The following is a 25,036-nucleotide window of genomic DNA, read 5'->3' as shown; positions in this document are numbered from 1 at the left end:
ATTAAAAAGTTATTTTCATCATCTGGTCAAATATGATATAGACAAATAAAACTAACAGTACAGAAATAAATAAATTTTTTATTATTAATTTTTTCTTTTCTTTCAAAGACCTTTGATAGTACGTAAACATAAGAAAAAGAAATAAAAAAGTCACTATATAAAAGTAACCAACCACTTGCCAAAAAAAGATATACAGACAGATGAACAAAATTAATGTAGTAACTTTCTTTAAAGAAGCAAACTTTATTTGTTTATTCTCTTTTTTTCTTGCAACTTGAAATATGTTTATCAAACACAATACTATCAAAACACCTGATAATATATTGGGTAAATAGTCAGCACCTAAGTCCGTCTCTGTAAGTGGTGGAGCAAGACTACTAGAAGATATGTAATAAATCACACCTAAAGCAATCAGAGCGATTAAAGCCATATAATTCAAAGTTTTTTCGTTCATACTCTTTCCCCTTTTTAATTATCTGAAAGACTTCTTATTTTAAAGAATTATTCCCCTAAGCCCGTTTCTTTTATTATTTCACCAAATTTTTCATAATCACTTTCAGCTACTTGTTTAAATTCATCCGCATCTGCATATTTGGCATTCATCCCTTGCTTTTTTAACATATCTATGGTTTTTTCCTCTGCTAACCCCTTTTTAAATGCATTAGATATAATATCTTGAATTTCCAGTGGCAAATCTTTTGGCCCAAATACTCCTAGCCAGGTTTCTGTCTCAAAATCAATTCCCTTTTCTTGGAGAACTACCGAATTAGGGAAAATAGTAGATGGAGATGTAGCAAATATAACTCTTAAATCCCCTGATTCTGTATAAGCTGTCACTTCTGAGTCCTGTACTACCGCGCCTTCAATTTGCCCCCCTAAAAGCGCGGTTAAAGCTGGAGTAGAACCTTCAAACGGAATTTGAGTAGTTTGCACTTCCGCACTTTTACTAATTGACTCCATTGCTAAATGACTAATTCCACCTGTTCCTTGAGTTCCATATCTAAATTCCCCTGGGTTTTCCTCAACGAACGCCAACCAATCTTCATATGTTTTAAATTCCGAGTCAGCTTTAACTGCTAGCACTAAGGGTGTTGAAGTTAAACGAGATATCAGTGTAAAATCCTCTAGACCATAATTTGTTTGCCCAAAATGGGGTAGTATCGAAACAGGACTTAATCCTGTAATTCCAATTCTATATCCATCATTCTTAGATCTTAAAACCTCTGAAACTCCTAGTATTCCAGCAGCTCCAGCTTTATTCTCAATCACCATTATTTGATCGTTAGGTAAATGTTTGTTAGCCTCCTCTGTAACGATACGAGCTAATGTATCTGTAACCCCACCGGGAGCATATGATACTACTAATTTAATTTGTTTTACTGGGTAATCCTTTTTAGCAGTTTCACTAATCTCACACCCAAACAAAAGTAAACTAAATATAATAAATATTAAAATAATTTTTCTCGAAATGTATTCCATGATAACCCTCCTTCTATAAAACTATTAAATCTATTAAACAAATAATTCAGTCCTATTAATTCATTGGATACTCCCTCCCATATTTAGAGTATGTTAGCGTTTTCAAAATATAATTAAATACAGCAGCTGTACCTTTACGTTATCCCTCACTTTCGAATATAGACTAACATAGTTATGTATCGAATAAAATATATCTGTAACTATATACGGTACAATTTATATAAAAATTTTATTTTTTCGTTTTATTCTAAATTTATTAATGTATTAGCATTAATGCTATAATTAACTAATATTAAGAAAAAGGAGAGAAAATCATTATTAAAACTGAAAATAGTTATTTACTTAGCTCTGTTAAAAACGCATTAAAAGTACTAAATGCTTTTACTATAGAACAACCTGAATGGGGAATTAGGGACTTAGCTAAACATTTAAATATTTCACATAGTTCCATTAAAAGAATTATGTACACATTAGGTAGTGAAGGATTTGTAAATCAAGATTCTATAACCAAAAGATACAGATTAGGGGCTCGTATTTTAGGCTTTAATAAAATTATTACAGACAGTTTAGAAATTCATCAAGAAGCTCTACCTATTCTGAACGAATTAGTCAAAAAAACAAATGAAACAGCTCATATATCTGTATTGGAGGGAAATGGAATTGTATACCTTCATAAAGTTGAGCCAATAAAATCAATCCGTGTTTTCACAGAAATCGGAAAGGCTGCACCTTGTTATTGTATAGCAGGTGGTAAAGCGATTTTGGCACATCAAACAGGAGATCAAATAGAGAGCGTAATTGCGGAAGGGCTAAAACCTTATACAAATAAAACAATTACTGATCCTGAAGAGTTTAGGAATCATTTGAAAGAAATAAAAAGTAAAGGGTTTGCAATAAGCCATGGGGAATATTTAAAAGAAGGTGAGATACTATCAATAGCTTCACCAATATTTGATTACACTGGAAGAGCTTTTGCAAGCGTTTCCTTAGTTGGAATTGCAGAAAAAATAACCCAATCTATGTTAGATTACAATATTTCTCAAGTGAAAAAAGCAGCAAAAATCATATCTAAAAACTTAGGTTATTACCAATAAAGATGAATAATTAATGAAATAAAGCACCATATAAACTGGTGCCTTATTTCATTTAAATTTACTGTTCAGTTAATTAATTTGATTCATTTCATGAAGAATAACTGTAGTCGCCTAATCCCTTTGCAAATTCTATCTGAATTTGATTAAATTCATCTGGTTTTTCCCATTGTGGCCAATGTCCCGCATCTTTTACTATTTGAAGTTTACTATTTGGAATAAGTTGTTGTAAATATTCTGCATCCTCAATTGTAGCTGTAGGGTCATGATCAGACATGAGTATAATGGTTGGCGCTGTAATTTGATTTGTCCATACTGAATTCCACATGTAATGTTTTCTGGTTTCCCACTCTTGCAAAACAACGATATTTTTCACAGCTTCCTTAAACTCCGGTTGCGTATAAATTTTATAGCGGGACTCCACTAATTCCTGTGTAACAAAATTAGTATCATAAAATAAAAACTCTAATCTACTGCGTACAGTCTGATTATCTGCATATAAAACTGCCTTTAAAGTAGACTCCTTTAATTTTTTCATAACTTCTCTATTACCCTTTATATTACCGGGTGTATTTAATAATAACGTTCTTACATGCTCCGGATAGCGTGCCGCAAACCACGCTGATAACCAACCACCTAAAGACTCACCAGACAAGTGTACTTTTTCCAAGGAAAGAGTACGAATAACTGACAGTAAATGATCTGAGTACTCATTTAGCGTATAGGGATGATTAGGTTTTCCTGTATAACCATGCCCTAACATATCTATCACAATAACACGAAAATGTTCACTTAGACTTTTGATATTTCTTGCATACGCCTCAATATGCCCTCCGATGCCATGCAATAATATCAATGTCTCACCCATCCCTGCTTCTACTACACGGGTATTCACTCCATTTGCATCAATAAAATATTGTTTAAACTCAATCCCCGAAAGTTCATTCCATATACTCACATCATATTTACCCATTTTATATCCACTCTCCCCTTTTCTAATTCTTACTAAATTGAACTATTGCCATCCCTGTTACCCATTCTGGAATAGGCTCATAATAGACCGTTTGTGCTTTAAAGTTTTTTAGTATCCCAAGTAGTACTAGCCAATTATGAATTTCTTGGCCTCCATTCCCACCACTTTTCTCAATGGATTCATAACTCCAATTCTTCAGGGTATCATGATTGCCAGCTATAATAGCTTCTAAAAACTCCCTATCCCAACTTTCATTAACTGGACCTTCAGTAATTTTTGTTACCCTCTCTTCCTTATTTTTTTATATTCTTCAGGATTCTCTATAACTGAATGTCCATGAACCAATATATTGATCATATTTTGATCTTCTGGTTTTTTACTATCTACTTTAGGAGTAGGAACCCAATGAGATAATCCCCCTGAAGCAATGATTGCTACCTTTTTCGTATCATCTTCCCATGATTCAATAGCATTTTGTATAATTTCACCTACTTGAAAACATCGTTCCATCGTGGGTAATGGTGGTGCAGATGTATTTACTGCGATTGGAACAATAGGTATATCTAAATCCGAATTTAATAAATAAATGGCTTGGGTATGTCCATGATCAACCTTCATAGACATCGTAAATGCAAAATCCACCCCTTGAGATAATCCTTTTGTTAATATATGATTAGCCAATTCCTTTTCTACAGGGATTTTATATTTAGGAATTTTCCAATCCCCCCACCCTTCACATTCACCAATTCCAATGGTGAATGATGGCATATGATTGTAAAAATAACTATTAAAATGGTCATCTGAGATTAAAACAATAACATCTGGTGACTCACTTTTTATCCATTTTTGCATTTCTTCAGCTTTATCTAAAAACATTTGACCTTTTACTCCACCAGCTTCTTTATTAGTCATAATAAACGGACTGTGTGACATCGCAATGCCAGATATAATTTGCGCCAAACTAATCAGCCTCCTATATAAATGTATTTCATAATCTATTTATCTCCTCAACTAGTTGCTTTTTACTGAAGTTTTCCCCTATGAAAACTGCTACATTATTCTCTTTCTTTCCACTAGAAATCCTCATCATTTCTAGTTCACCATGTGCATACTGAAATAACATTGGCCCCTTTTTATCTTTAAATTGAATTATCCCTTTGGCTCTATAAATCTCTTTAGAAAGATTATTAAACAGGCTTTTGAACTGTTCGACTGTTAAGAAATAATCAAAATAGTGAGTATAAACATGGACATGTGTATGGAGATTTTCATGATGATACCCATTATTAATTGCTTTCGGTTTCAAATTACTTTCTAATATGGTGTAATCTATTTGGCAGTGTGAAGTCTCTTTCACCAAAGCATGTGGATTATGCTTTCGTATAATTCCTTTTAAAAAATGAATATCCTCGAAACTCACCTTATCACTTTTATTCAAAAGGATTAAACCACCGCTTTTGATTTGTTCTATAATTAAAGAAATTGTATAATTTGACTCACTTCTTCTAAATAAATCAATTACGTAGGCAGCATCGATAACAGTAGTAATCAACTGCAAATCTATTTTCACCCTTAAAGCCACTTCTGATAATAAACTAATAACTTCCTGTGGATTTGCAACACCTGTTAACTCAATAAAAATACTATCTATATGGTAATTTTGTTGTAAATCAATAATCGTATCTCCCAAATCGTTTCCAACTGAACAACAAATACACCCACCTAATATTTCTTTTTTCGGAATATCATCATCTATATATTCCCCATCAATATTGACCATGCCTATTTCATTAATAATGACCGCCATTTTTTTATTTTGAGTCTGAAAATATTTCAAAACATTAACCAAAAAAGTAGTCTTCCCACTTCCCAAAAATCCAGCAAAAAGATAGATTGGTATAGTGTTTGAACCACTCTCTTTATTTTTTTTTGTGTACATCAAATAGAAAAACTCACTTTAACTTCGCCTAAATTTGCGAAGCTCGCCTTGAAGTTGTCTCCTTTGTTTGCCTCAATGGCAGCTGAAAGTGCGCCGGATAATATCACTTCACCTGCTTCTAGTGCAACTCCATACTCATGTAATGTATTAGCAAGCCACGCAACACTTGTTACAGGATTTCCTAGTGATGCAGAACCCACTCCTTTATTCATGATTACTTCATTTTTATATAATGTAACCTCCTCATTAATTAAATCAATTTCAGAAATATCAAATTTTCTATCACCTAAAATATATAGACCTGATGAAGCGTTATCCGCTATGGTATCTTGTATAGTAATCTTCCAATCATTACGACTATCCACTATTTCAAGAGCAGGTAAAATATAATCCGTCGCTTCAATTACGTCTTTATTAGTAATATTAGGCCCTTTTATTTCATTTTTTAATATAAAAGCTATCTCTGCCTCTACTTTAGGCTTTATAACTTTTTCCCACTGAATAGTCCCCAGATTAGGCACTGTCATTCCATCCATTAAATGTCCATAATCAGGTTGGTTAACTCCTAATAACTCCTGCATTGCTTTAGAAGTTAAACCTATCTTCTTTCCAACAACTTTTTCCCCTTCTTTAACCTTCTGTTCAATTGTCTTTAATTGAATTTTATATGCATCATGTATTTTGATACCTGAATGCATGGTAGTTATGGGGGGAACTCCTATACCATTTCTTTCTGCCCGCAGTAAAGAATCTGAAAAACGCTTTATCTCAACGTCATTATATACACTCAAAAACAATCACCTCGATAAATAAAAAATATTCAAAAAGTTACAGATGCATGGATGGGTGGGGTATCCGTCTTTATTTCACCTGAGAACACTTTCATTGCATAATCTGTTTTTTCTAACGGAAAAACATGTGTAGATAATAATTCAAGTGGAAGAACATTAGATTCTATTAATTCAATCGCTGGTATTACCGTTCTAAAATCTCTACCATATACCCCTTTTATCGTGAGTTCTTTCCTAAAAATAGTATCACTCATAAAGTCTGGAACAGGTTTATTCTTTGCTCCAGCTAAAACAATTGTGCCTCCTATTCGAGCCAACTCTAGCGATAAGGAAACTGCCATTGTAGCTCCAGTAGTTATATCCATAACCACGTCCGCCATTTCCCCGGATGTAATGTTAGAGACAGCCTCAATTGGATCTTCTTCTTCAACATTAATCATATGATGAGCTCCGAGTTCTTTCGCAACCTCAAATCGTTTACTATCTTGATTCATCCCTGTGACTATAATGCAACCTGCACCAAGTTGTTTGGCAGCAATGACACATCCTAATCCATGCTGGCCTGGACCCTGAATGACTATTGTTCCACCAAGCTTCAATTTCCCAATATCTTGTACCCATCTAATTCCATTTGATATCGGGATAAACATAGGTGCTACTTCACTTTTCACATGGTTTGCGACTTTATAAACCTGGGTATTGGGATGAAGATACATATATTCACTAAACCCCCCCCATAATGATGGCTTAACTGATATCGGTACTTGTCCATATCTCCCACCATTCTTACATAATTGATAATTTAAAGACTTACATTCTCTACAATATCCACAAGGAAGAGGTTCTTCTATGACAACACGATCCCCCTCTTTTACTCCCCACTTCTTCTGTGCACTCTTTCCTATTTTTGTGATTATACCAACACATTCATGCCCTAAAATCATGGGCTTTGTAATGTTTTTATACAAGAATATATCTGCTCCACATATTCCTACAGATTCGACTTTTAATAATGCATCATCATGGCCAATTTTTGGTAGATTAAATTGTTGAATTTCTGTTATATTTGGTGCAATTGCTACTGCAGCCTCACATGTTTTCTCCAAATATCTCCCCTCCTTGTTAATATGGTAAATAGTTTTCTAAATAAGTTAAATCTAATCGCGTTAGACATTCTACTTGCAAAGGATCAAGATAAACCGTTCTTTCTCTAAGAACATCTGTTATACATAATCTTGGTCCATTTGCGCTGTTCTCGATATATACCTCTACTGTTGCAAATTCATTTTTTATTTTTATCGTTTGGTATTTATTCTCCATACAATCATCCTACATTCGTATTTAAAATAGTCTTTAGATTAACATACGCTTATTGTCAATTAGTCTTCTATTATTGTCTTATGCCAATGTTTTATCATAGCTCTAAAAATCGTATCATCACTTATATTCCCACCAACTTCAAACCCTGAAAGTTCTTTTATTTCCAAGTCATCAGAGTAACTCAATTCCCTCTCATAACCCCTAGATAAATTATTCCATTTGGTGAGTTGAGATTGATATCCTGTGTTGCACGCTTCAAAGGCTGCAATATCGTCTGGAGTACCATGGCCTACTGGACCTAAAAAATCCATATAAGCCTTTAATTGCCTTTCTTTATACATTTCCGTTTGGCCTTTAGGAAAATATGCACGCCCTTCGATTTCAGTTCTATCCACAGTTTGAGGTTGAATCACTCTAATTTGTAAAGCTGGGCCTTCCATTATCAATAAATTCGGATAAATCAACAAATGCATAGAAATCTTTTTTGTCCACTTTGCCATTAATGGGCCAACTTTTTCTTCCCATTCATCATTTCGAAAACTACTGTTAAATAACTCTTCTTTTGCATACCCTGATTTCAAAAAATCTCTATAATGGACTGTTACGCCATGCCCTCTTCCAAGATAAAATTGATGATCACTCTTCCTCTCTTTAAATTGCAGAGAGGCATTATCTCTTTTGACACCTCTATTTGCAACAATATCAAAGTAACTTTTATGAACAAATAATGGATGATAATAATCTAAAGCGTTTTCTGTTTGCAATTTCCAGTTACCTATATTACCGTATTTAGTTACACCTTTAGCTACTTCAATCCCATCAGCAAACCGATCAATTACTATATCCAAGTATGGTTTTGCATTTCCTAAGTGCTCTTCTAATGAAGGGACATCATCAGTTAGACTTGCAAAAATAAACCCTCTATAAGACTTTACATGTGCTACTTTTGTTAAATTGTGATTTTTCTTATCAAATTGTGACGGATAAGCACCCTGATCAGCAACACCTACACATTCACCACTATTCCTAAATGACCAACCATGATAAAAGCAACGAAAATTTTTAGAGTTACCTTGATGCTCTCGGCAAACAGTCGCTCCCCGATGCGGACAGCGATTAATTAGCCCATGGATATTACCAGATTTATCTCTAGAAATAATAATAGGTTCCCTACCAATTTTGGTTAAAAAGTAATCGTTTGCATTTTTGATTTGATCCTCATGACCAACGTAAACCCAAGACTTTGAAAAAATCTGCTCCATTTCTCTCTCAAATAAATCTGGGTCTGTATATATATTAGAATTCACCAAAAATTCTTTTCGTTCAGTATCATCGATAAAATATTGATTTTTTAATGCCATTTCTATCACGTCACTATTCATTTAAATTCCCTCCTACTTTAGAATTTTTATATAATCATGAGATGACCACGCTTAATATTGTCGTTATTCACTATCACTTTTTTATATGTTATTAGAAAGGAATCCCCCTTACTTATAAGGTGATGCTCCATATCTCCACCAAAGAATTGTTGGACCCCCTGATTAAAACCTGTGCGAAAATCGTGTAAAAACCATTTGCTACTGACTTTGAATTCGTTTACATTATTTTGTTCAATTCTTATATTAGTGATATATCGCGTACTTCTAGGCAACGGTACCATTACATGAGCATCACCTGAATTAAGCCTCTGAACATATTCATTAATATTTTGTTTATTCCAGTATATTAAAGACAGTTCTTGACTCGGCTCCACCACCAATTGACTTTCAGTCTGCCAACTCGGAATCCAATATTTGCAATTTTCATCGTACATCTCTGCCCAATCTTCATATTGGGCGTTATCTAATTTAGCTGCTTCTAAATAAATAAAACTTTCTACTTTCTGAAACAAGAATTTACCCTCCTTCTAGCAGTATACATATTTGAATTTTCGAACTATTAAAACCAATTTAACACAATACCGTCACACATATAATACCATTGTACCTATATACGATACACGGAAACGGTTTTTTTACAATTTTCTATTCATTTTAAATTATTAAAAGTCAAAAACTAATTTTATAAAGGAGTGGTATTTCATTATCAAGTGATACAACAAATAACCACTTGTCCTAATCGACATCGAAATACAAATTGTAAGGAATGAATAAAGTATTACTTTATTGATAATCTTTACCTTAGTCATCCTACTTTCCAAAACACAATCGAGATAAAAAAATAGTGCATGTTAGGTTAAGTGAGATTTTTAAGAAAGACACTACTGATATATGTGCACCTTAAAACGACGGAACACAAGACATATAGTCATGTAAGCTAAACAAGGATTTGTGAATAAGTACCCTTTCTCTGTGATACCTGCAGAATAAAAATACTTTTTTGGAATAATCACTAGGTTATTGAGAAACTTCGGTAGAATGGGATGTTTTATTGCGGATATTTTTGATTGGGAATTATCGTGGGACAAAAATAATTGTATCTTCTTCCATTTTATTATTAGATTAAATTAGAAATCGTAAAATGGCATAGGAATTATACAATGTTGCGTTTATGCTAAAGATCCAGCTTTTAGTCCAACTCAAAGGTAAGAACAAAATACCTAGCGTAAGATAAAATCACTAATTTTTTGTCATTATTAATCGCTGTATTTTAATTGTAAACCCCTCCCCTTCTTAGTTGTATAATTAATTTTTTAGCAACTGATTTTTCCCCATCAGCTGTATAGGAGAGGTTTACTGACTAGTGATTCCTAATTTACAAATAATGCTCAAAATAACCATTGACTTTGTTTCTATATTTTTTGTATATGTGTTACTTTAAACCCTTCTTCATATTTAAGACCGTATCCTAAGGCTCTATCCATACTAATGTGAGCAGACCAGATCAAAGATACCATCAATAATATAGGTTCCTTTATTACAAAATAAATTCCTAAAATCAATAGGGGGAAAATAAATGTATGGCCTATATTATAGAGAATCGCCCCCACTTTTTTGTTGAGGAGATAGCCAAACATAAAGACGTCTGGTAAAAACAAAAAAATAACAAAGGCAAGTATTGAGAATTCCCAAGTAATATAAGCTACTACTGTTAATAATAGTAAAAGAATATATTCCCATTTAACAATAATGCGATTACTCATTTTCCACACCACCTATTTTCATCTGTTCATATACATGGTGAATGAGTTGATCTAAGTTTCTTTGGTTCTCTTTAAAGTTTCCTTCCTTTATCATGAAACGAATCTCTTTTAAAGCTTCCAAAGCAACTGTCAAAAAGTGAAGTTTCTCTTCAACACTATCAACCTTTACACCTATTAACTGCTCCGATTTTATTTTACAATCCTCTGACGGCTGAGTCCGATCTAATATAAACAGTTCACTGATTTCTTGTAAAGAGAATCCTAATTGTTTTAACACAATGATATATTTGAGTTCTCTTTCATTTTTGTCTGTATATAATCGATAGCCATTTTCAGATCTTTCTGGAGTAATTAAACCGATTTTTTCATAGTAACGGATTGTCTCACTAGAAATATCATATTGAGAAGCGATTTGTTTAATATACATTTCCTTCCTCCTTTTCTTCTTATTTTGAAGATAACATTGGAGCTTACTACAAGGTCAATATATTTTTGAATTTTTCCAATCTTTATCTTGCATCACAGCGATACAATCATTTCTAAAAAATGTGATACGACATACACTTAATAAGATAAAGAGTTGAAAGGTGATGACCATGTACCCTTATTCATATAATGAAGTGCGAAACAAAGAACGAAGATTACATGTGAATGGTTTAGGAAGACTTTCCGTCCAACCTGATATAGCCACTATTCATATCGGTGTCATATCGGAAAATGAAAAAATACAGATAGCTGAAAAGGAAAATACACAAGCCACAGAATCTTTCCTTTCTGCTTTAAAACAAGCCGGTATCAATGAAAAGCAAATACAAACGACTCACTTTAATGTACATCCCATCTACCATCAACAAGATGATTCTTCGCAGATTTCAGGCTATCAAGTGACAAATGAAGTCCGCGTTACCGTCAGTCAACTTAATCAAATAGGTACAATTATTGCTTTAGCAATGGAACACGGAGCCAATCAAATAAATAGTCTTGAATTTGGATTAACGGAGAAACAGAAGTGGTATTATAAGGCATTAAATGAGGCATTAGTGGATGCGATAAGTAAAGCCCAATCTATAGCTAATGTTTTAAATGTAACAGTAGATCTTACCCCGATAAAGATTACCGAAGACAGCAGACAAATACAGCCCTTCACACAGAAAATCGCTCTTCAATCTATTGCTTCTCCGCCCATTGAACCTGGTGAAATCATCGTGGAAGCCATAATAACTGCCGTTTTTCGTTATTCATAACATGCATCTTAATCATTCATGGTGTATGATGGTCGTATAGAAATGGAGGCCATTACATGTTTTATCGACTGACAAAAGAACAGCAACAACAAATGATTGAAGAAATCCAACAGTTTTTTCTTCAGGAAAAAGACGAGGATCTTTCCGAATTCGCTGCTGAACGTGTGTTAGATTTTTTTAAAGAATCACTCGCCCCTCACTTTTACAATGCAGCTATCCAAGAGACTCAATCCATGCTAAAAGAACAGTTTGCTAGTATTGAAGATGAGGTATTAACCTTAGAACGCCCCATTCGACGTTAATAAAAAAAAGTGGCCAATTCAGCCACTTTTTTGTCTATTCCATTTATTGATAGTTGGATACAAATTCATCACAGAAATCGGTCATAACCACCTCAACGCCTTGGTTGAGTAGTGATTGAGCATCGGACCATCGATTAATTGTATAAGTACGTAATGGGATTTTGTTTTCTATTGCCTGTATACCATGTATGGATTGCACAAATTCTTTTTGACAATGAATAGCATCGGCTCCAATATTCTGAGCTACCTTAATTGCATTAGCATGTATACCTAGAATTAAATACCCTGTATTTATTTCATTATCTAATGTTCGTATTCTCTTCACACTCTCAGGGTTAAAAGATGAAAGAATGATTCGATCTCTTAAACCATATTGCTCAATTAAAGTTAACACCTTCTCTTCCATACCATCGTAACGAAAGACATCATTTTTCAATTCTACATTTATAACCAATTCATTATTCTCCTCTTTCGCCCATTGAAAAACCTCTTCTAATCGTGGGATTCTCGCATGGTTAAATTCGGTGTTAAACCAGCTCCCTGCATCAAATTGCACAATATCTTTATATTTAAAATCCCTGATAAACCCTGTACCATCTGTTGTCCGATTGATTTTCTCATCATGAATGATGACAAGTTCACCATCTTTAGATAATTGGACATCTAATTCGATTCCGTGAACACCAGCTTTTCTTGCAGCTTCAAAAGCAAGCATTGTATTCTCCGGAAAGCGACCACTTAATCCACGGTGGGCAAATATCATTGCTCAACCATCCTCTCCCTTTTCTACAATTGTATAAAAATTATTTAAACACAGTATGAATCGTTTGTAAAAAATTCCTTTTTATTGATGTTAAAGATTAATCGAATGTAAGCAGGGTATACTCTCATATAAAGACATGTAAAGGAGATAAAATCTTATGAGAGAGTATGATTCTGAGCAACATTATATGCCTATCACCTCAACAACGAGCGGTATGATTGTTAATTCTGCAGAAGGTGTTGATTATATAAACATTCAAATCGTTAATGTTTGTTTTGTTAAAACAGCAGAGGATGCATGGGTCCTTGTTGATGCTGGTATGCCAAAATCAGCCAAAAAAATTATTGAAGCTGCAGAAGAATTATATGGAAGGGGTGCGAAACCTGTTGCGATTATATTAACACATGGACATTTTGATCACGTAGGTGCGATTCATGAGCTATTAGAAGTATGGAATGTCCCTGTTTATGCTCATTCGATGGAATTACCTTATTTAACTGGTCGGAAAGATTATCCAGAACCTGATAATACAGTTGATGGTGGATTATTAGCTAAGTTTTCGAATTTATTCCCTAATGAAGGTATTAATATTTCACAACATATAAAACCGTTACCAAGAGACGGTCATATTGACGAAATGCCCGGTTGGCAGTGGATTCATACTCCTGGACATACAGAAGGTCATATCTCGCTTTACCGCAAAAGCGATGGTGTCTTAATTGCTGGAGATGCCTTTTGTACCGTTAAACAAGAGTCCCTTTTTAAAGTGATGACACAGGAGCAAGAAATTAGTGGTCCCCCAAGGTATTTAACCACTGATTGGCAACTAGCAAGAGAATCTGTCAGAAAACTCTCTGACCTTAATCCTCATATCGCCATCACAGGACATGGTATTCCTATGGCTGAACAAACTCTCCAACAAAGCCTTATTACTCTTGTAAGGGAGTTTGATGACATCGCAATGCCTGAAACTGGTAGATATATAAAAGACGACGAATAATAGTAATATTCAATATCTTTTATTTCGGTATCCTGAAGATTTTGCTATTATTAAGGGTAGACTTGAAAAATTTCTACCGATGGAGGATACCTTATGTCTAAAAGAAAAATGATTATCACACAAAACTTAAGCGAGGAACTTAAAACAGCCATTACAGAAATCACTCCTGATTGGGAACACATCATAGGGAAGGATAACGAGGTTTGGGAGAGTCATATGAAGGATGCAGAAGTGATTGTTGCTTGGAAACATCGTATGCATGATACCTATGCGAATAATGCTAACCTTCGTTGGATTCAAACATGGAGTGCTGGTGTGAATTATTTGCCACTCGAAGACTTTGACAAGAAAAACATCCTTCTAACAAGTGCAAACGGGGTACATGCTTATCCAATTTCGGAGACGATTTTTGCATTGATGTTAGGTTTAACAAGAAGTATCGACCGTTATGTTAAACAACAACAAGAAAAAGTATGGAATGGAACTGGTAACAAACTCGAAATGCATGGAAAGACCATCGGTATAATTGGTGTTGGAATGATTGGACAAGAAACTGCTCGAATTGCCAAAGCGTTTAATATGCATGTCATTGGTGTTAGACATTCAGGCAAACCTGTCGATTACGTAGATGAAATGTATACTTCACTGGAACTTGACGACATCCTACCTAAATGTGATTATATTGTCGTCACCCTGCCTTTAACGAAGGATACATACCATATGTTCAGTAAAGAACAGTTCAAACGCATGAAACAAACAGCTTTTTTTATTAATATTGGACGCGGTGAAATTGTTGATGAAAACGCACTTTATCATGCTCTTTCAGAAGGAGAAATTAAAGGTGCTGGTATTGATGTTTTTGAAAAAGAGCCGCTCCCTGAAGATAGTCCATTATGGGGATTAAATAACTTAATCATCACCCCACATACATCTGGCTCAACCGAACATTACAACGAAAGAGTCATTAAAAACATCTTCATTCCTAACCTAAAAAAATATTTGAATGGCGATGCTCTTGATACGAATGTAGTGGATTACAAAAAAGGATATTAAAAAACAAAGTCCGAACGATTATTTAAACGCTGCTAAAGCTTCGAATAATCGTTCGGATTTTTCTCCCCTTTTAAGAGGAAATTCATTTACAACCCTATTTGTTTGCCACGTTTTTTTCTTTTATTGGCTTCATCTTCTCTGTTCTTCTTTTTCTTAATAATGATTCAATCGCACCTGATCCAAGGAGTACACCAGGAATGATAAAGACAAGACCAACCCAATGATAAACCGTGATTTGCTCCCCTAAAAATAATGCCGACCCGACAAGAGCAAAGAATGTATTTAAGTTTAAAAAGATGGCGGCTTCAGCAGGACCAATTTTACTAATCGCATAATTGTAGCCCATTTGTCCAATAGCCGTTGCTAAAATGGCAGATGCTAAGAATAAAATCCATAAAGAACTTGGAGCATCTAATAAATTTGTAAATGCAAAAGGCTCTGAAATCAAACCTATGATGGCGAGAATTATGCCCCCAAAAACCAGCATATATCCAGTGAGTAGTCTACTATCAATAGTTTTCGCTGCCTTACTGATAAGAATAAAGCTGAACGCTTGGGATAAAATCGATAAGAAAATATAAATATCTCCAAAAGAAAAACCAGATAACCCTCCATTACCGATTACAACGATAAAAGAAACACCAATAATGCCAAAGATAAAACCTATAATCTGCATACGTGAAGGCATGGTTTTAATGATAATGGCGGAGAGAATAGCCGTCAAGACTGGCCCCGAACCTAAAATTAATCCTCCGTTAGCACCAGTTGTTTCCATTAACCCATGTGCTAGGAAAAAATGATGAGCCGTAATATTAAAGAGACCACCATATATAATATATTGAAATTCCTTCCGATTTGGTCTTCTAACTTTCCCTATAACTCCGAGCATAAGAAAAACAAAAAATCCCGCAACTAGAATCCTGATAGCAGTAATCGTAATCGGTGGGAAAGATGAGACAAGGATTTTAATAGCGGAAACATTAAATCCCCATATCATCATTAATATTGTCATAAATAAAAATAGACCGAGCTTGTTCATTCCCATCCTTCTTTCCGTCTCTGTAATGAAGTAAATTTTAACATATATTTTCTTCATATGGATAGAAAGTAAGCAATTGATGAGCAAGAAAAGGTGGAAGCATCCGCCCCCACCTTTACAGAACTGAACCTTACCTATTTTAAATCCTCTTCAAGAAACATTTGTGGCTCTACCTTTTTCTCTTGTTGCTTTCTAGGTTTGATCATCCGATCAATTTGCGCTTGTTGATATACCGCCGTTCCAACAATACTAGCTACATCCTTTAGTTTTTCCTTACTAATTTTATCAATCGTATCATCTGGTGTATGGTACCAAGGTTCTGAAGGGCTGTGAATAAATAAAGCTGCTGGAATACCTACTTCGGCAAATGGCACATGATCACTGCTGCCGCCACTTCTAATCGGTGTCGCTTCTCCATTTAACCTCGAGCTAGTCTCTTGAGCTAACTCGGTAACAAGGTTTGGCTCCCCATCGATTGTGGCCAAAACTAAATTACCTGCATCTCTACTCCCGACCATGTCTAAGTTAAAATTCGCCACAATTCTATTTCGCTCATCTTCAGGTAAACTATTTACATAATGTGTAGAACCAAGTAATCCTACTTCTTCAGCACCAAATGTAATAAAACGAATTTCTGTATCAGTTGGGAATAACTTAAGTACCCTTGCCAATTCAAGAGTCATCGCTGTTCCTGAAGCATCATCATTGGCCCCTGGTGCACCAGCTACAGAATCATGGTGAGCACCGATCACAATAATATCATTCGTATCTCTTAATTTTGAGGTTGGTTTTTTCGTCGCTATGACATTATGAGATGTTTTTTCTCCTGTATTTGCCCCTTCTATATTGATAGTCGCTTCTGTAACCTCTCCGGCTTCTATACTAGCAAGCAACGCATCTCCCTCTGCTTTTGACAAAGAAATCGCAGGAACAAATTGATCATTATGTGCTCCCAAAGTTCCATTTAAAGAGCCCTCACTATTATTATAAATAATTACACCCGCTGCCCCTGCCTCTCCTGCATTCAACACTTTCTCACTGAAGCTTAACTCTCCGCGTTTGATTAAAACAATTTTTCCTGTAACATCGCCTAATTCCTCTGGTTTACCTAGACCGCCATAGACGATGTCCCCATTCACATTCCCACTAATAGAATACGTAAAGTAGTCAGGGTTTAGTTGTTCATTATATCCATCGACTTGTAGTTCAATCGTATGTGGGGGTGTATACCCAACATAGGTAAACGGTTGAATATCTGCACGATAACCGTAATTCCTAAACTCTCTTTTGATAAATTCGACAGCCTCATCTTCCTCAACTGTTCCCGCAACTCTCGGCTCTTTTGCAAGATGAGCAATATTGCGATAGATTTTGTGCTCATTTACTAACTTTGTAATTAAATAGTCATAGAAGTGATGTGAATGACTCTGTGTATCAGCAGCTTCAACAGGTTTAACAACATAGCCATGAACCCCTAATGCACCAAATACGAGAGTAGTAGCCAAACTAAATTTTAAGATAGATTTCTTCATTTTTTTCCTCCTATTAATCGATTTTCTAAAAGTTTAGACTATTAATTCCGAGTTAATAAGTGTAGTATTCACTATCTTTCAATAGGGAAAAAATGCTAGTTTCTCATATACGAACCTTTTAACTACAAATGATAGATGACAAATGATGGATAGAAGAGGAGGGTTACTCTCAGGTAAATATAAATAAAAAGGAGTGATAATGAGAAGGTAATTTAATAGAGAGCTTATATTTAAACAATTTCATAGATCCTTCAATTCCATAAAATTCCAAAATAAATAGTTTTCTAATACATTAAGAATGCAAAATCAGCCTTCAATTCTAAGTAAATAGGCATGTTCTCCAACAATCAATTTCAAATCAAAAAAGCTGACTATTACAGTCAGCCTTCTTAAACAACTACTATTTATTTCAATACATCATGGTCAACATAACGCTCACCATTTATCTCACTAATTACATTAATAGCTACCTTCGCGCCATCACCAGCAGTAATAATTGTATGTACACTTACACCTGCTGTCGTACCTGCAGCCCAGATGCCAGGAATATTGGTTTGACCTGATGCATCTACATCAATAATGGTTTTTACTCTTGGCTCTGTTCCCGGTTTCGTTTGTACACCTGCTTTTTCGGCTAAATCAGACAAGAACCCTGTTGCTAAAATGACATGTTTCGCTTCATAACTACCTTCAGAAGTAGTAACAACGAAACCTTCTTCTTTTTTCTCAATAGATTCTACTGTTGCATCTACTAATTCTGCCCCAAATTTCTCTGCCTGTTTTTTCCCTGTGCTAACCAAATCCGGACCTGATACCTCTAATACACCATAATGGTTTTCAACCCAAGCCCTTTTTGTTACACCTTTGTCATTATCAATAACAATCACTTTCTTCCCCGCTTTAGCAGCAAATAAAGCTGCACTCGCACCAGAAGGCCCTGCTCCAACGATTAGAATATCATACATGTTCCATTCCTCCTCAAGAAATACTCTCTCTTTTCTAGAATAGACAAAATAATTAGAAATGTAAAACATTCTATCCTTTTAGAGGTCAAAGCTGCTTTTGTAAAATCACCATATGAATGAGTTGTTTACCACCCTCATAAATAGGGCGGTCATAATGTTTCACAAAGAAATCATCAATCTGATGAGAAATATGAAATCCACACGCCTGGTAAAAAGGGATCGTAAGGGGACTATCTCCCGTTCCTACTTGAAGCTTGTGGGCTCTCCCTTTATAGATATCTTCCACAAGCTGAATCATCTTTTTGCCATATCCTTTTCGTTTTAAATGTGGGGCAACAGCCAGATTCTTTATTTCATATATATCTTCATTCTCCTTTGTTACAACACAAACGCCGATTAACTTTTGTTTTTCCTCGAAAATATAAAGGTCTCCCCGCTCTAAATACTGATCAATCATATTCTCTTGTTCATCTGCAAGCAGTAGCAGATCTATATATCTTTTCTTACCTTCATTAACGAGCTTTAACTTCATCATGTCACATCCTTACGTATTAATCTTCATCCTTTATATCCCGATCTTCTGGAATTGGTTCCTTCGATAACTCTTCCACCAATTTCTTATATTTTTCTAATTGTTGAAAATGGGTTTTAAATTGATCTTTATAAATGAGTACTGCTCCCTCGCTATCATGAATGACACGAATTTTACCTTGGAGGATCAACTCTTCTACATAACTGACTGATACCGATAAATATTGAGCTGTCTCTTCTATTGTTAAATACATGATTACTTCATCTCCTCCAACTAGTTTCTACTATTATAACTTATTTCTTTAACGCTTATTTCTCCTACTATCATACTTAATTATTAAAATACTCAATCTTTAATGGCAAAATTTTTCATAATCGATTACTATAAAGTATAGTGATTATTTGTTTTACAGAACAGGAGCATAGATATGAAAACAAAATTCTTAATCTTCTTTTTTTTAGGAAGTATCATTTGGGTCATTTCAACAAACCTACTCATTAGGGAATTTCATACATCATCCAACTTAATCTCCATGATACATATAAAAGAAATTTTATATATCTCCTTTACAACTTGTCTCTTCTACTATTTTATAAAAAGAATTGAAGAACTAAATACATCCAAAGAAGATAAAGAGAGATTATCCACACTTATTAATGCAATGGTCGATTTCGTAAATTTTAAAGACGAAAAAGGGAGATGGATCGAAGCAAATAAAGTCGCCCTTGAACTATTTAATCTTGAAGAAGACCAATATCGAGGAAAAACAGATATTGAACTCGGCGATCAAGCAAGAAGTTTTTACAAAAACTCCTTCGCTCATTGTATGATTTCAGATGAGGAAACATGGGATAGTGGAAAAATTGCGAGAATCGAGGAAAATATATTACAACCCGATGGAACAAAGAAGATATTCGACACAATTAAAGTTCCTCTTTTTCATGAAGACCGAAGTAGAAAAGGGCTTGTAATTATCGGTAGAGATATTTCCGAAAAAAAGAGATTGGATGAATTATTACAAGAAAGTCAACAGCAATATAAATCGCTGTTTTTGTACAGCCAAGATATGATCGTCATGATGGATTTATCCGGACGGATTACTCAAGCAAACCCCCAATTTAAGGAGATAACCGGTTATCAGCCAGAAGAAGTACTCCAACAACCCATCACCCACCTATTTCCTAAAGACTTACATGATGAATTATTTAAAAGTCTTGAACACATACGACAAACGAATCAACATATACAATGTGAGATGGCGATGAACCATAAAAATGGTCCTCAAATCATCTTAGAATGTACAGCTGTGCCTATGATTATTAATAATAAACAAGCTGGTATTATTTGTTATGGGAAAGACGTCACAAAGCTACGATTAGCTGAAGAACAATTAAGAAAAACGGAAAAATTATCTGTAGTTGGTGAACTATCAGCGAGTGTGGCTCATGAAATAAGAAACCCACTCACTTCGTTAAAAGGATTTGTACAAGTATTAACGACAGAAGACAGTAAACATGAATTTTATTATCGCATTATGGAAGAAGAATTGGATCGCATCAATCATATTGTTAGCGAACTATTACTACTAGCCAAACCACAAGAGATTAAATTCATTCAAGCAGATATCTATGAATTACTCCATAATGTCATTTCACTATTAAAAACGGAAGCATCACTCCATAATATCCAAATTCAATTAAAGTCATATTTACGTACGCAAATTTCTATACTGTGTGAACCTAATCAACTTAAACAATTATTTATCAATTTAATAAAAAATGCTATTGAAGCCTCAACTGACGGAGACGGTGAAATCATGATTTCATTAGAAAAGGAAGAGGATACTGCTATCATAAAAATATCTGATAATGGCGATGGCATGTCTCCAGAATTATTAACAAAACTCGGCGAACCTTTTTATTCATCCAAAGAAAAAGGTACTGGTCTTGGTTTAACAGTCAGCAATAAAATAGTTCAAAGCCACAATGGTTCCATTCATTTCTCAAGTATTTTACATGAGGGAACAACAGTAACTGTCAAGCTGCCGATACAAATCGCTTCGCGTGTACCAGTTGGATAATGAAACAGCCAAAATGCCGGTTTAAAGAAGAACATCGGTATTTTGGCTTGGCTATTCTTTAGTCTTTTAACATAAGTATTGATACTTTCTAGACATGCTCTTTCAGTTCAATTATTCTTCCATCTAAAAAGGCACGGATAAATACTAAATTAGCATTTATCCGTGCCTAATAAATTATTTATCTTTTACTTCTAATAGTTTTAGCCTCAAGTCGTTTTCCATATGGGCTAGATCACTTTCGGCTTGTTTTCTTTTATGTCGACCTTCTTCTTGGATGCGCAATGTTTCTTCAATCGTTTCGACTAGGTTTTGCTGGGTTTTCTTTAATGTTTCTATATCTACTAAACCGCGTTCGTTCTCTCTCGCTGTTTCTATAGTGTTCATTTTTAGCATTTCTGCATTCTTCAATAGTAAGTCATTCGTTGCCTTTGAGACATGCTTTTGCGCTTCTACTGCATGGCGTTGGCGAATCAAAGTTAAAGCAATAGAGACTTGATTCTTCCATAATGGAATAGCAGTCATAATGGATGATTGTATCTTTTCTACTAGCGCTTGATTTGTATTTTGGATCAGTCTAATTTGTGGCGCACTTTGGATGGTGATTTCTCGACTTAACTTTAAATCGTATAAACGTTTATCCAATCTTTCAGCAAATTGGACTAAGTCATTCACTTCCTGTACTTTCATTTGATCCTGTGATGATTCAGCTTTCTTTTTTAGATCCGGAATCGATTGTTCTCTCATTTCCTCGAGCTTTAGTTCCCCTGCAGCGATATAAATATTTAAGGCATGGAAATATTCTTTATTGCTTTCATACAGCTTATCTAGCATAACAATGTCTGAGAGAAGCAGGTTTTTACTTCGCTCTAACTTCACACTGATGCGATCAATTTGTGCGCCTACCTTTTGATATTGCGACAATACTTCATGGACAGAACCTGAAAGCTTGCCAAATATTTTTGAGAAAAAGCCTTGTTTTTCATGCTTTAAATCATCCGGGTTCACTTCATTAAATTTTTGCATAAGTTCGCCCAAAATTGAGCCTACTTCGCCGACATCTTTTCTTTGCACATGGTCAAGCATCGCATGTGAAAAATTGAGTAACTTTGATTGAGCAGGCGTACCATATGAAATCATAGCTTGATGATTACTTGGGTCGATTTGTTCAGCTAATTGGTAAGCTTTTTGCCGGTTTTCCTCTGGAATGACATCAATCAATTTTACACGACTAGATGAGTCCTCACTTTTAACCTTTGTGACTGTCTCGTCGTCATTACCAAAAGGGTCCGCTAAAAGATCATCCAATATATCTGCACCAAGGGTAGGTTGATTTGACGTATTTTTTTCTTTTGTCATTTTAATCGCCTACTTTCATCATTCGTTTTCTCATCTTTTAATTTCTTAATGTTATGTTTGGCTACATCTATTTCATAATGAAGATCATCAATATCATTCGCTAGCACTGAACGTAAATCCTTATCTACATGAACCATTAGCTCTTGCAAAGTTTTTCTGGTCTCTGTTAATGATTGCTCAAGTTCCCAATCTTTCTTCGGTTGTGAGGAAAGAAAAACATATTTTTCAGCGAGTTCTACCGCTGAATCCAGATGCGAATAGAAGAATGATTCAGCTTGATAAAAGCGTCTCGGCTCCTTTTGCACAAGCTGGTAAATCCTTTTTGTCACTTTAATAAAATCTTTACGTTGACGACCAGATGGCCAATGGCGAATTGCCATTAAAGCACGATGTAAACGACTCATCTTGATTCGGGCATCATCTAAATTATCTTGGATAAAACGAAACTCTTTCCGCTTGAGTCCCTTACTTTTCATCCAACGATGGACAATAATTATTCCACTCAACCAATACGTAAATACACCTACACCAGCACCAATTAGTCCACTCATCCAAAAACCGTAATTCATAAAAAAGTAGCTAATTAACCATGTCAACACAGACACAGGTACAGTGATAAGTATCCGTAGAAAAAACACATAGAACGGGTTCAAAATTATCGACTCCTGACTTTACCGCTTATACTATTTACGTAATTCGTCTTATTTAAGTTTCAAAATAAGTGAACTTATTTTTACTTACCCTTACAGTATAAGAATACAACATTTGAAGGAGTTTTTTCCATGGACTAAGATTGTAATTCCAACTAAGCCTTAAGTCTTAAAGCAAATATTTACAAAAAAACTCGCTTAAATAGCGAGAAAGGCTGAAATAATGATCAAATATAAAAAAATGCATTTTCAAAATATTAATGCATTCATTTATGTATCATTCTTAAAACGATGAATCCTTTTATGAATAGCCTAGTTCAACGGTTACTATTGTACCGCCACCTGGTTTACTATCAATCTTCATCGTTCCATTATGCTCTTGGATAATTTTATTGCTAACAGTTAGTCCTAAACCGATTCCTTTATCCTTAGTAGTATAAAAAGGGGTACCTAAATAATGCAAACGATCTGAGCTTATACCTATACCCTCGTCTTTAAAATTTATTCTTACTCTTTTATTTCTTAATACTTCTATAGCTATAATTACTTCTCCACCATTTGGCATTGACTCTATAGAGTTTTTTAAGAAATTAATAAATACTTGCTTTAATTGATTTTGATTACAAAGTAATTCAATTTGTTGATCTGGCTTTAAGAATCGAATTTGAACATTACACATCATGGCTTGTGGGTGAAGAAATTTGAATGTAGCTTCTAAAATCTCATAAAGGTCAAAATAATCATAATCAACTACTTGCGGCTTAGCTAAAGACATAAATTCGTTGACAATTCCGTCAATACGCTCTAGTTCATGAGAAATAATTGATAAATACTCTTTCTGTTTATCTTTCTCCTCCATATAATGTAATAGTTTTGAGAAACCCTTTAACGATGTCAGTGGATTTCTGATCTCATGTGCCACACTGGCTGCTAGTTGACCAATAATGGATAGGCGATCTAAATTTCTTAGAGCATCATCATTTTTCACACGATCAGTGACGTCCCTACCGACACAAACATACAATTGAATTTCATTAAATTCATTAAAAATCGGAGAAATATTAGACTCAATATATATGATATTCCCACTACTCGTTTTCATGCGTGATTGAAGAATTTGGGATTCTCCGGTATCATTAATTTTTTTATACAATAACTCACTGTACTCTCTTTCTTCTTTATTCATATGATCCATTACACCTTTCCCCAGATAGGTGCCTTTTTCCAACCCTAATAATTCCTCAAAGGACGGGGATACATAAATTACCTTCTTATCTAGTCCGTACAGTAAAATTAAATCTGACGTGTGCTCTGTAATTAATCGACTGATCCCTAAATTATTTGAGACAATATCCTCTATACATTCAGAATCCGCCAATTCTTTAATAAATGTAATCCCACCAGCAATTTGCTCTAACGAATCATAAATGGGATAATGCGATAATTCCAAATTAATAAGATGGCCATCTTTATGAATACCCTTTGCTTCCGCTTTATCTTGAAAGGGCTTTAATATATTGTCCTTCTTCAACCGCAAATGAGTATATAAATTCGTACCAAGTGCATCTTGTTCACGGTAGCCCAATAAGTCCGTATACGATGGATTAATTTTATTTATCCGATGATTTATGCTTGTCAAAACGATAGCTGCAGATGTATGGTTCATTAATAAGTGAGTAACCTCAATTGGGTAAACCACCTTTAGGCTACTATGATTTTGAAAAAGCGCATCATTCTTTGACATAGAAACCTCCAAACTTCCTCTAACCCAGTTTATTCTAC

General features: G+C 34.6%; 28 protein-coding genes. 6 read left to right on the top strand and 22 right to left on the bottom strand.

Annotation, left to right across the window (positions count from 1 at the left end; all coding sequences use genetic code 11):
• Position 1: 1 nt before the first annotated feature.
• Both MKX83_RS05705 and MKX83_RS05700 read right to left on the bottom strand, forming a co-directional pair.
• Complete coding sequence (locus MKX83_RS05705) at positions 2-454, bottom strand: tripartite tricarboxylate transporter TctB family protein (RefSeq protein WP_341050140.1); 453 nt, start codon at positions 452-454, stop codon at positions 2-4.
• A gap of 47 nt (positions 455-501) precedes the next feature.
• Entirely contained in the window at positions 502-1,479 is a 978-nt protein-coding gene (locus MKX83_RS05700) for a Bug family tripartite tricarboxylate transporter substrate binding protein (RefSeq protein ID WP_341054545.1), read from the bottom strand.
• A 311-nt stretch (positions 1,480-1,790) separates the two neighbouring features.
• On the opposite strand from MKX83_RS05700, the gene MKX83_RS05695 reads away from it, so the two are divergent.
• Positions 1,791-2,573: an IclR family transcriptional regulator gene (locus MKX83_RS05695; RefSeq protein WP_341052715.1), complete on the top strand. Its 783-nt coding sequence runs from the start codon at positions 1,791-1,793 to the stop codon at positions 2,571-2,573.
• 88 nt (positions 2,574-2,661) lie between these two features.
• Here MKX83_RS05695 and MKX83_RS05690 read toward each other — a convergent pair whose 3' ends face one another.
• From MKX83_RS05690 to MKX83_RS05645, 11 genes are all read right to left on the bottom strand, one after another.
• Positions 2,662-3,543, bottom strand: a complete 882-nt coding sequence (locus MKX83_RS05690; protein ID WP_341050135.1) for an alpha/beta fold hydrolase — start codon at positions 3,541-3,543, stop codon at positions 2,662-2,664.
• Between the two features lie 22 nt (positions 3,544-3,565).
• Entirely contained in the window at positions 3,566-3,817 is a 252-nt protein-coding gene (locus tag MKX83_RS24620; RefSeq protein WP_445293177.1) for a hypothetical protein, read from the bottom strand.
• Between the two features lie 5 nt (positions 3,818-3,822).
• Positions 3,823-4,503 carry a hypothetical protein gene (locus MKX83_RS05685; RefSeq protein ID WP_341054542.1) on the bottom strand — a complete coding sequence of 227 codons (681 nt, stop codon included), beginning with the start codon at positions 4,501-4,503 and terminating at the stop codon, positions 3,823-3,825.
• 28 nt (positions 4,504-4,531) lie between these two features.
• Positions 4,532-5,482 (bottom strand): CobW family GTP-binding protein, encoded by a 951-nt coding sequence (locus MKX83_RS05680; RefSeq protein WP_341058579.1) that lies wholly within the window; start codon positions 5,480-5,482, stop codon positions 4,532-4,534.
• The gene (locus MKX83_RS05675) at positions 5,482-6,273 is read right to left on the bottom strand and encodes a 2-keto-4-pentenoate hydratase (RefSeq protein ID WP_341050128.1); all 792 of its coding nucleotides are present in this window, start codon (positions 6,271-6,273) and stop codon (positions 5,482-5,484) included. Before MKX83_RS05675 ends, MKX83_RS05680 begins: the two co-directional genes overlap by 1 nt.
• Positions 6,274-6,302: 29 nt before the next feature.
• Positions 6,303-7,379, bottom strand: a complete 1,077-nt coding sequence (locus MKX83_RS05670) for a zinc-dependent alcohol dehydrogenase (RefSeq protein WP_341054540.1) — start codon at positions 7,377-7,379, stop codon at positions 6,303-6,305.
• A 16-nt stretch (positions 7,380-7,395) separates the two neighbouring features.
• On the bottom strand, positions 7,396-7,593 hold the full coding sequence (locus MKX83_RS05665) for a hypothetical protein (protein WP_341050123.1): 198 nt from the start codon (positions 7,591-7,593) through the stop codon (positions 7,396-7,398).
• Between the two features lie 59 nt (positions 7,594-7,652).
• The gene (locus tag MKX83_RS05660; RefSeq protein WP_341050120.1) at positions 7,653-8,975 is read right to left on the bottom strand and encodes an aromatic ring-hydroxylating oxygenase subunit alpha; all 1,323 of its coding nucleotides are present in this window, start codon (positions 8,973-8,975) and stop codon (positions 7,653-7,655) included.
• A 26-nt stretch (positions 8,976-9,001) separates the two neighbouring features.
• Positions 9,002-9,487: an aromatic-ring-hydroxylating dioxygenase subunit beta gene (locus tag MKX83_RS05655; protein WP_341050118.1), complete on the bottom strand. Its 486-nt coding sequence runs from the start codon at positions 9,485-9,487 to the stop codon at positions 9,002-9,004.
• Positions 9,488-10,387: 900 nt separating this feature from the next.
• On the bottom strand, positions 10,388-10,738 hold the full coding sequence (locus MKX83_RS05650) for a DUF4260 domain-containing protein (protein WP_095370319.1): 351 nt from the start codon (positions 10,736-10,738) through the stop codon (positions 10,388-10,390).
• Positions 10,731-11,165: a MerR family transcriptional regulator gene (locus tag MKX83_RS05645; RefSeq protein WP_095370320.1), complete on the bottom strand. Its 435-nt coding sequence runs from the start codon at positions 11,163-11,165 to the stop codon at positions 10,731-10,733. Before MKX83_RS05645 ends, MKX83_RS05650 begins: the two co-directional genes overlap by 8 nt.
• 169 nt (positions 11,166-11,334) lie before the next feature.
• On the opposite strand from MKX83_RS05645, the gene MKX83_RS05640 reads away from it, so the two are divergent.
• On the top strand, positions 11,335-11,982 hold the full coding sequence (locus MKX83_RS05640; protein WP_157733774.1) for an SIMPL domain-containing protein: 648 nt from the start codon (positions 11,335-11,337) through the stop codon (positions 11,980-11,982).
• A 56-nt stretch (positions 11,983-12,038) separates the two neighbouring features.
• Positions 12,039-12,284, top strand: coding sequence for a DUF2164 family protein (locus MKX83_RS05635; protein ID WP_095370322.1), 246 nt, complete (start codon positions 12,039-12,041; stop codon positions 12,282-12,284).
• Between the two features lie 43 nt (positions 12,285-12,327).
• Here the strand turns inward: MKX83_RS05635 and MKX83_RS05630 are convergent, their stop codons facing one another.
• Positions 12,328-13,047, bottom strand: coding sequence for a glycerophosphodiester phosphodiesterase (locus MKX83_RS05630; RefSeq protein ID WP_095370323.1), 720 nt, complete (start codon positions 13,045-13,047; stop codon positions 12,328-12,330).
• Positions 13,048-13,204: 157 nt separating this feature from the next.
• On the opposite strand from MKX83_RS05630, the gene MKX83_RS05625 reads away from it, so the two are divergent.
• Together MKX83_RS05625 and MKX83_RS05620 are read left to right on the top strand one after the other, a co-directional pair.
• Positions 13,205-14,047 (top strand): MBL fold metallo-hydrolase, encoded by an 843-nt coding sequence (locus tag MKX83_RS05625; RefSeq protein WP_328199656.1) that lies wholly within the window; start codon positions 13,205-13,207, stop codon positions 14,045-14,047.
• Positions 14,048-14,140: 93 nt separating this feature from the next.
• Positions 14,141-15,100, top strand: a complete 960-nt coding sequence (locus MKX83_RS05620) for a D-2-hydroxyacid dehydrogenase (protein WP_340978119.1) — start codon at positions 14,141-14,143, stop codon at positions 15,098-15,100.
• Positions 15,101-15,194: 94 nt separating this feature from the next.
• Here MKX83_RS05620 and MKX83_RS05615 read toward each other — a convergent pair whose 3' ends face one another.
• The 5 genes from MKX83_RS05615 to MKX83_RS05595 all read right to left on the bottom strand — a co-directional run bounded on the left by MKX83_RS05615 (position 15,195) and on the right by MKX83_RS05595 (position 19,421).
• The gene (locus tag MKX83_RS05615) at positions 15,195-16,139 is read right to left on the bottom strand and encodes a DMT family transporter (RefSeq protein ID WP_340978118.1); all 945 of its coding nucleotides are present in this window, start codon (positions 16,137-16,139) and stop codon (positions 15,195-15,197) included.
• A 134-nt stretch (positions 16,140-16,273) separates the two neighbouring features.
• On the bottom strand, positions 16,274-17,671 hold the full coding sequence (locus tag MKX83_RS05610) for a M20/M25/M40 family metallo-hydrolase (RefSeq protein WP_340978116.1): 1,398 nt from the start codon (positions 17,669-17,671) through the stop codon (positions 16,274-16,276).
• A 404-nt stretch (positions 17,672-18,075) separates the two neighbouring features.
• Positions 18,076-18,636, bottom strand: coding sequence for an NAD(P)/FAD-dependent oxidoreductase (locus MKX83_RS05605; RefSeq protein ID WP_307317165.1), 561 nt, complete (start codon positions 18,634-18,636; stop codon positions 18,076-18,078).
• 85 nt (positions 18,637-18,721) lie between these two features.
• Complete coding sequence (locus MKX83_RS05600) at positions 18,722-19,168, bottom strand: GNAT family N-acetyltransferase (protein ID WP_341054533.1); 447 nt, start codon at positions 19,166-19,168, stop codon at positions 18,722-18,724.
• 19 nt (positions 19,169-19,187) lie between these two features.
• Complete coding sequence (locus MKX83_RS05595) at positions 19,188-19,421, bottom strand: excisionase family DNA-binding protein (protein ID WP_095370329.1); 234 nt, start codon at positions 19,419-19,421, stop codon at positions 19,188-19,190.
• A 174-nt stretch (positions 19,422-19,595) separates the two neighbouring features.
• Here MKX83_RS05595 and MKX83_RS05590 point away from each other — a divergent pair, with 174 nt between their 5' ends.
• On the top strand, positions 19,596-21,248 hold the full coding sequence (locus tag MKX83_RS05590; protein ID WP_095370330.1) for a PAS domain S-box protein: 1,653 nt from the start codon (positions 19,596-19,598) through the stop codon (positions 21,246-21,248).
• A 174-nt stretch (positions 21,249-21,422) separates the two neighbouring features.
• On the opposite strand, the gene MKX83_RS05585 is transcribed toward MKX83_RS05590, so the two are convergent.
• The 3 genes from MKX83_RS05585 to MKX83_RS05575 all read right to left on the bottom strand — a co-directional run bounded on the left by MKX83_RS05585 (position 21,423) and on the right by MKX83_RS05575 (position 24,998).
• The gene (locus MKX83_RS05585) at positions 21,423-22,604 is read right to left on the bottom strand and encodes a toxic anion resistance protein (RefSeq protein WP_095370331.1); all 1,182 of its coding nucleotides are present in this window, start codon (positions 22,602-22,604) and stop codon (positions 21,423-21,425) included.
• Complete coding sequence (locus MKX83_RS05580; RefSeq protein ID WP_095370332.1) at positions 22,601-23,257, bottom strand: 5-bromo-4-chloroindolyl phosphate hydrolysis family protein; 657 nt, start codon at positions 23,255-23,257, stop codon at positions 22,601-22,603. The genes MKX83_RS05585 and MKX83_RS05580 overlap by 4 nt, the downstream gene beginning before the upstream one ends.
• 298 nt (positions 23,258-23,555) lie before the next feature.
• Positions 23,556-24,998, bottom strand: a complete 1,443-nt coding sequence (locus MKX83_RS05575; protein ID WP_095370333.1) for a PAS domain S-box protein — start codon at positions 24,996-24,998, stop codon at positions 23,556-23,558.
• Positions 24,999-25,036 lie beyond the last annotated feature (38 nt).

This window comes from Cytobacillus sp. FSL M8-0252 (assembly GCF_038007345.1).
GTDB lineage: Bacteria > Bacillota > Bacilli > Bacillales > Cytobacillaceae > Cytobacillus > Cytobacillus kochii.
The sequence above is the reverse complement of the archived record's forward strand: the minus strand, read 5'-3'. Positions and strand labels throughout refer to the sequence as shown.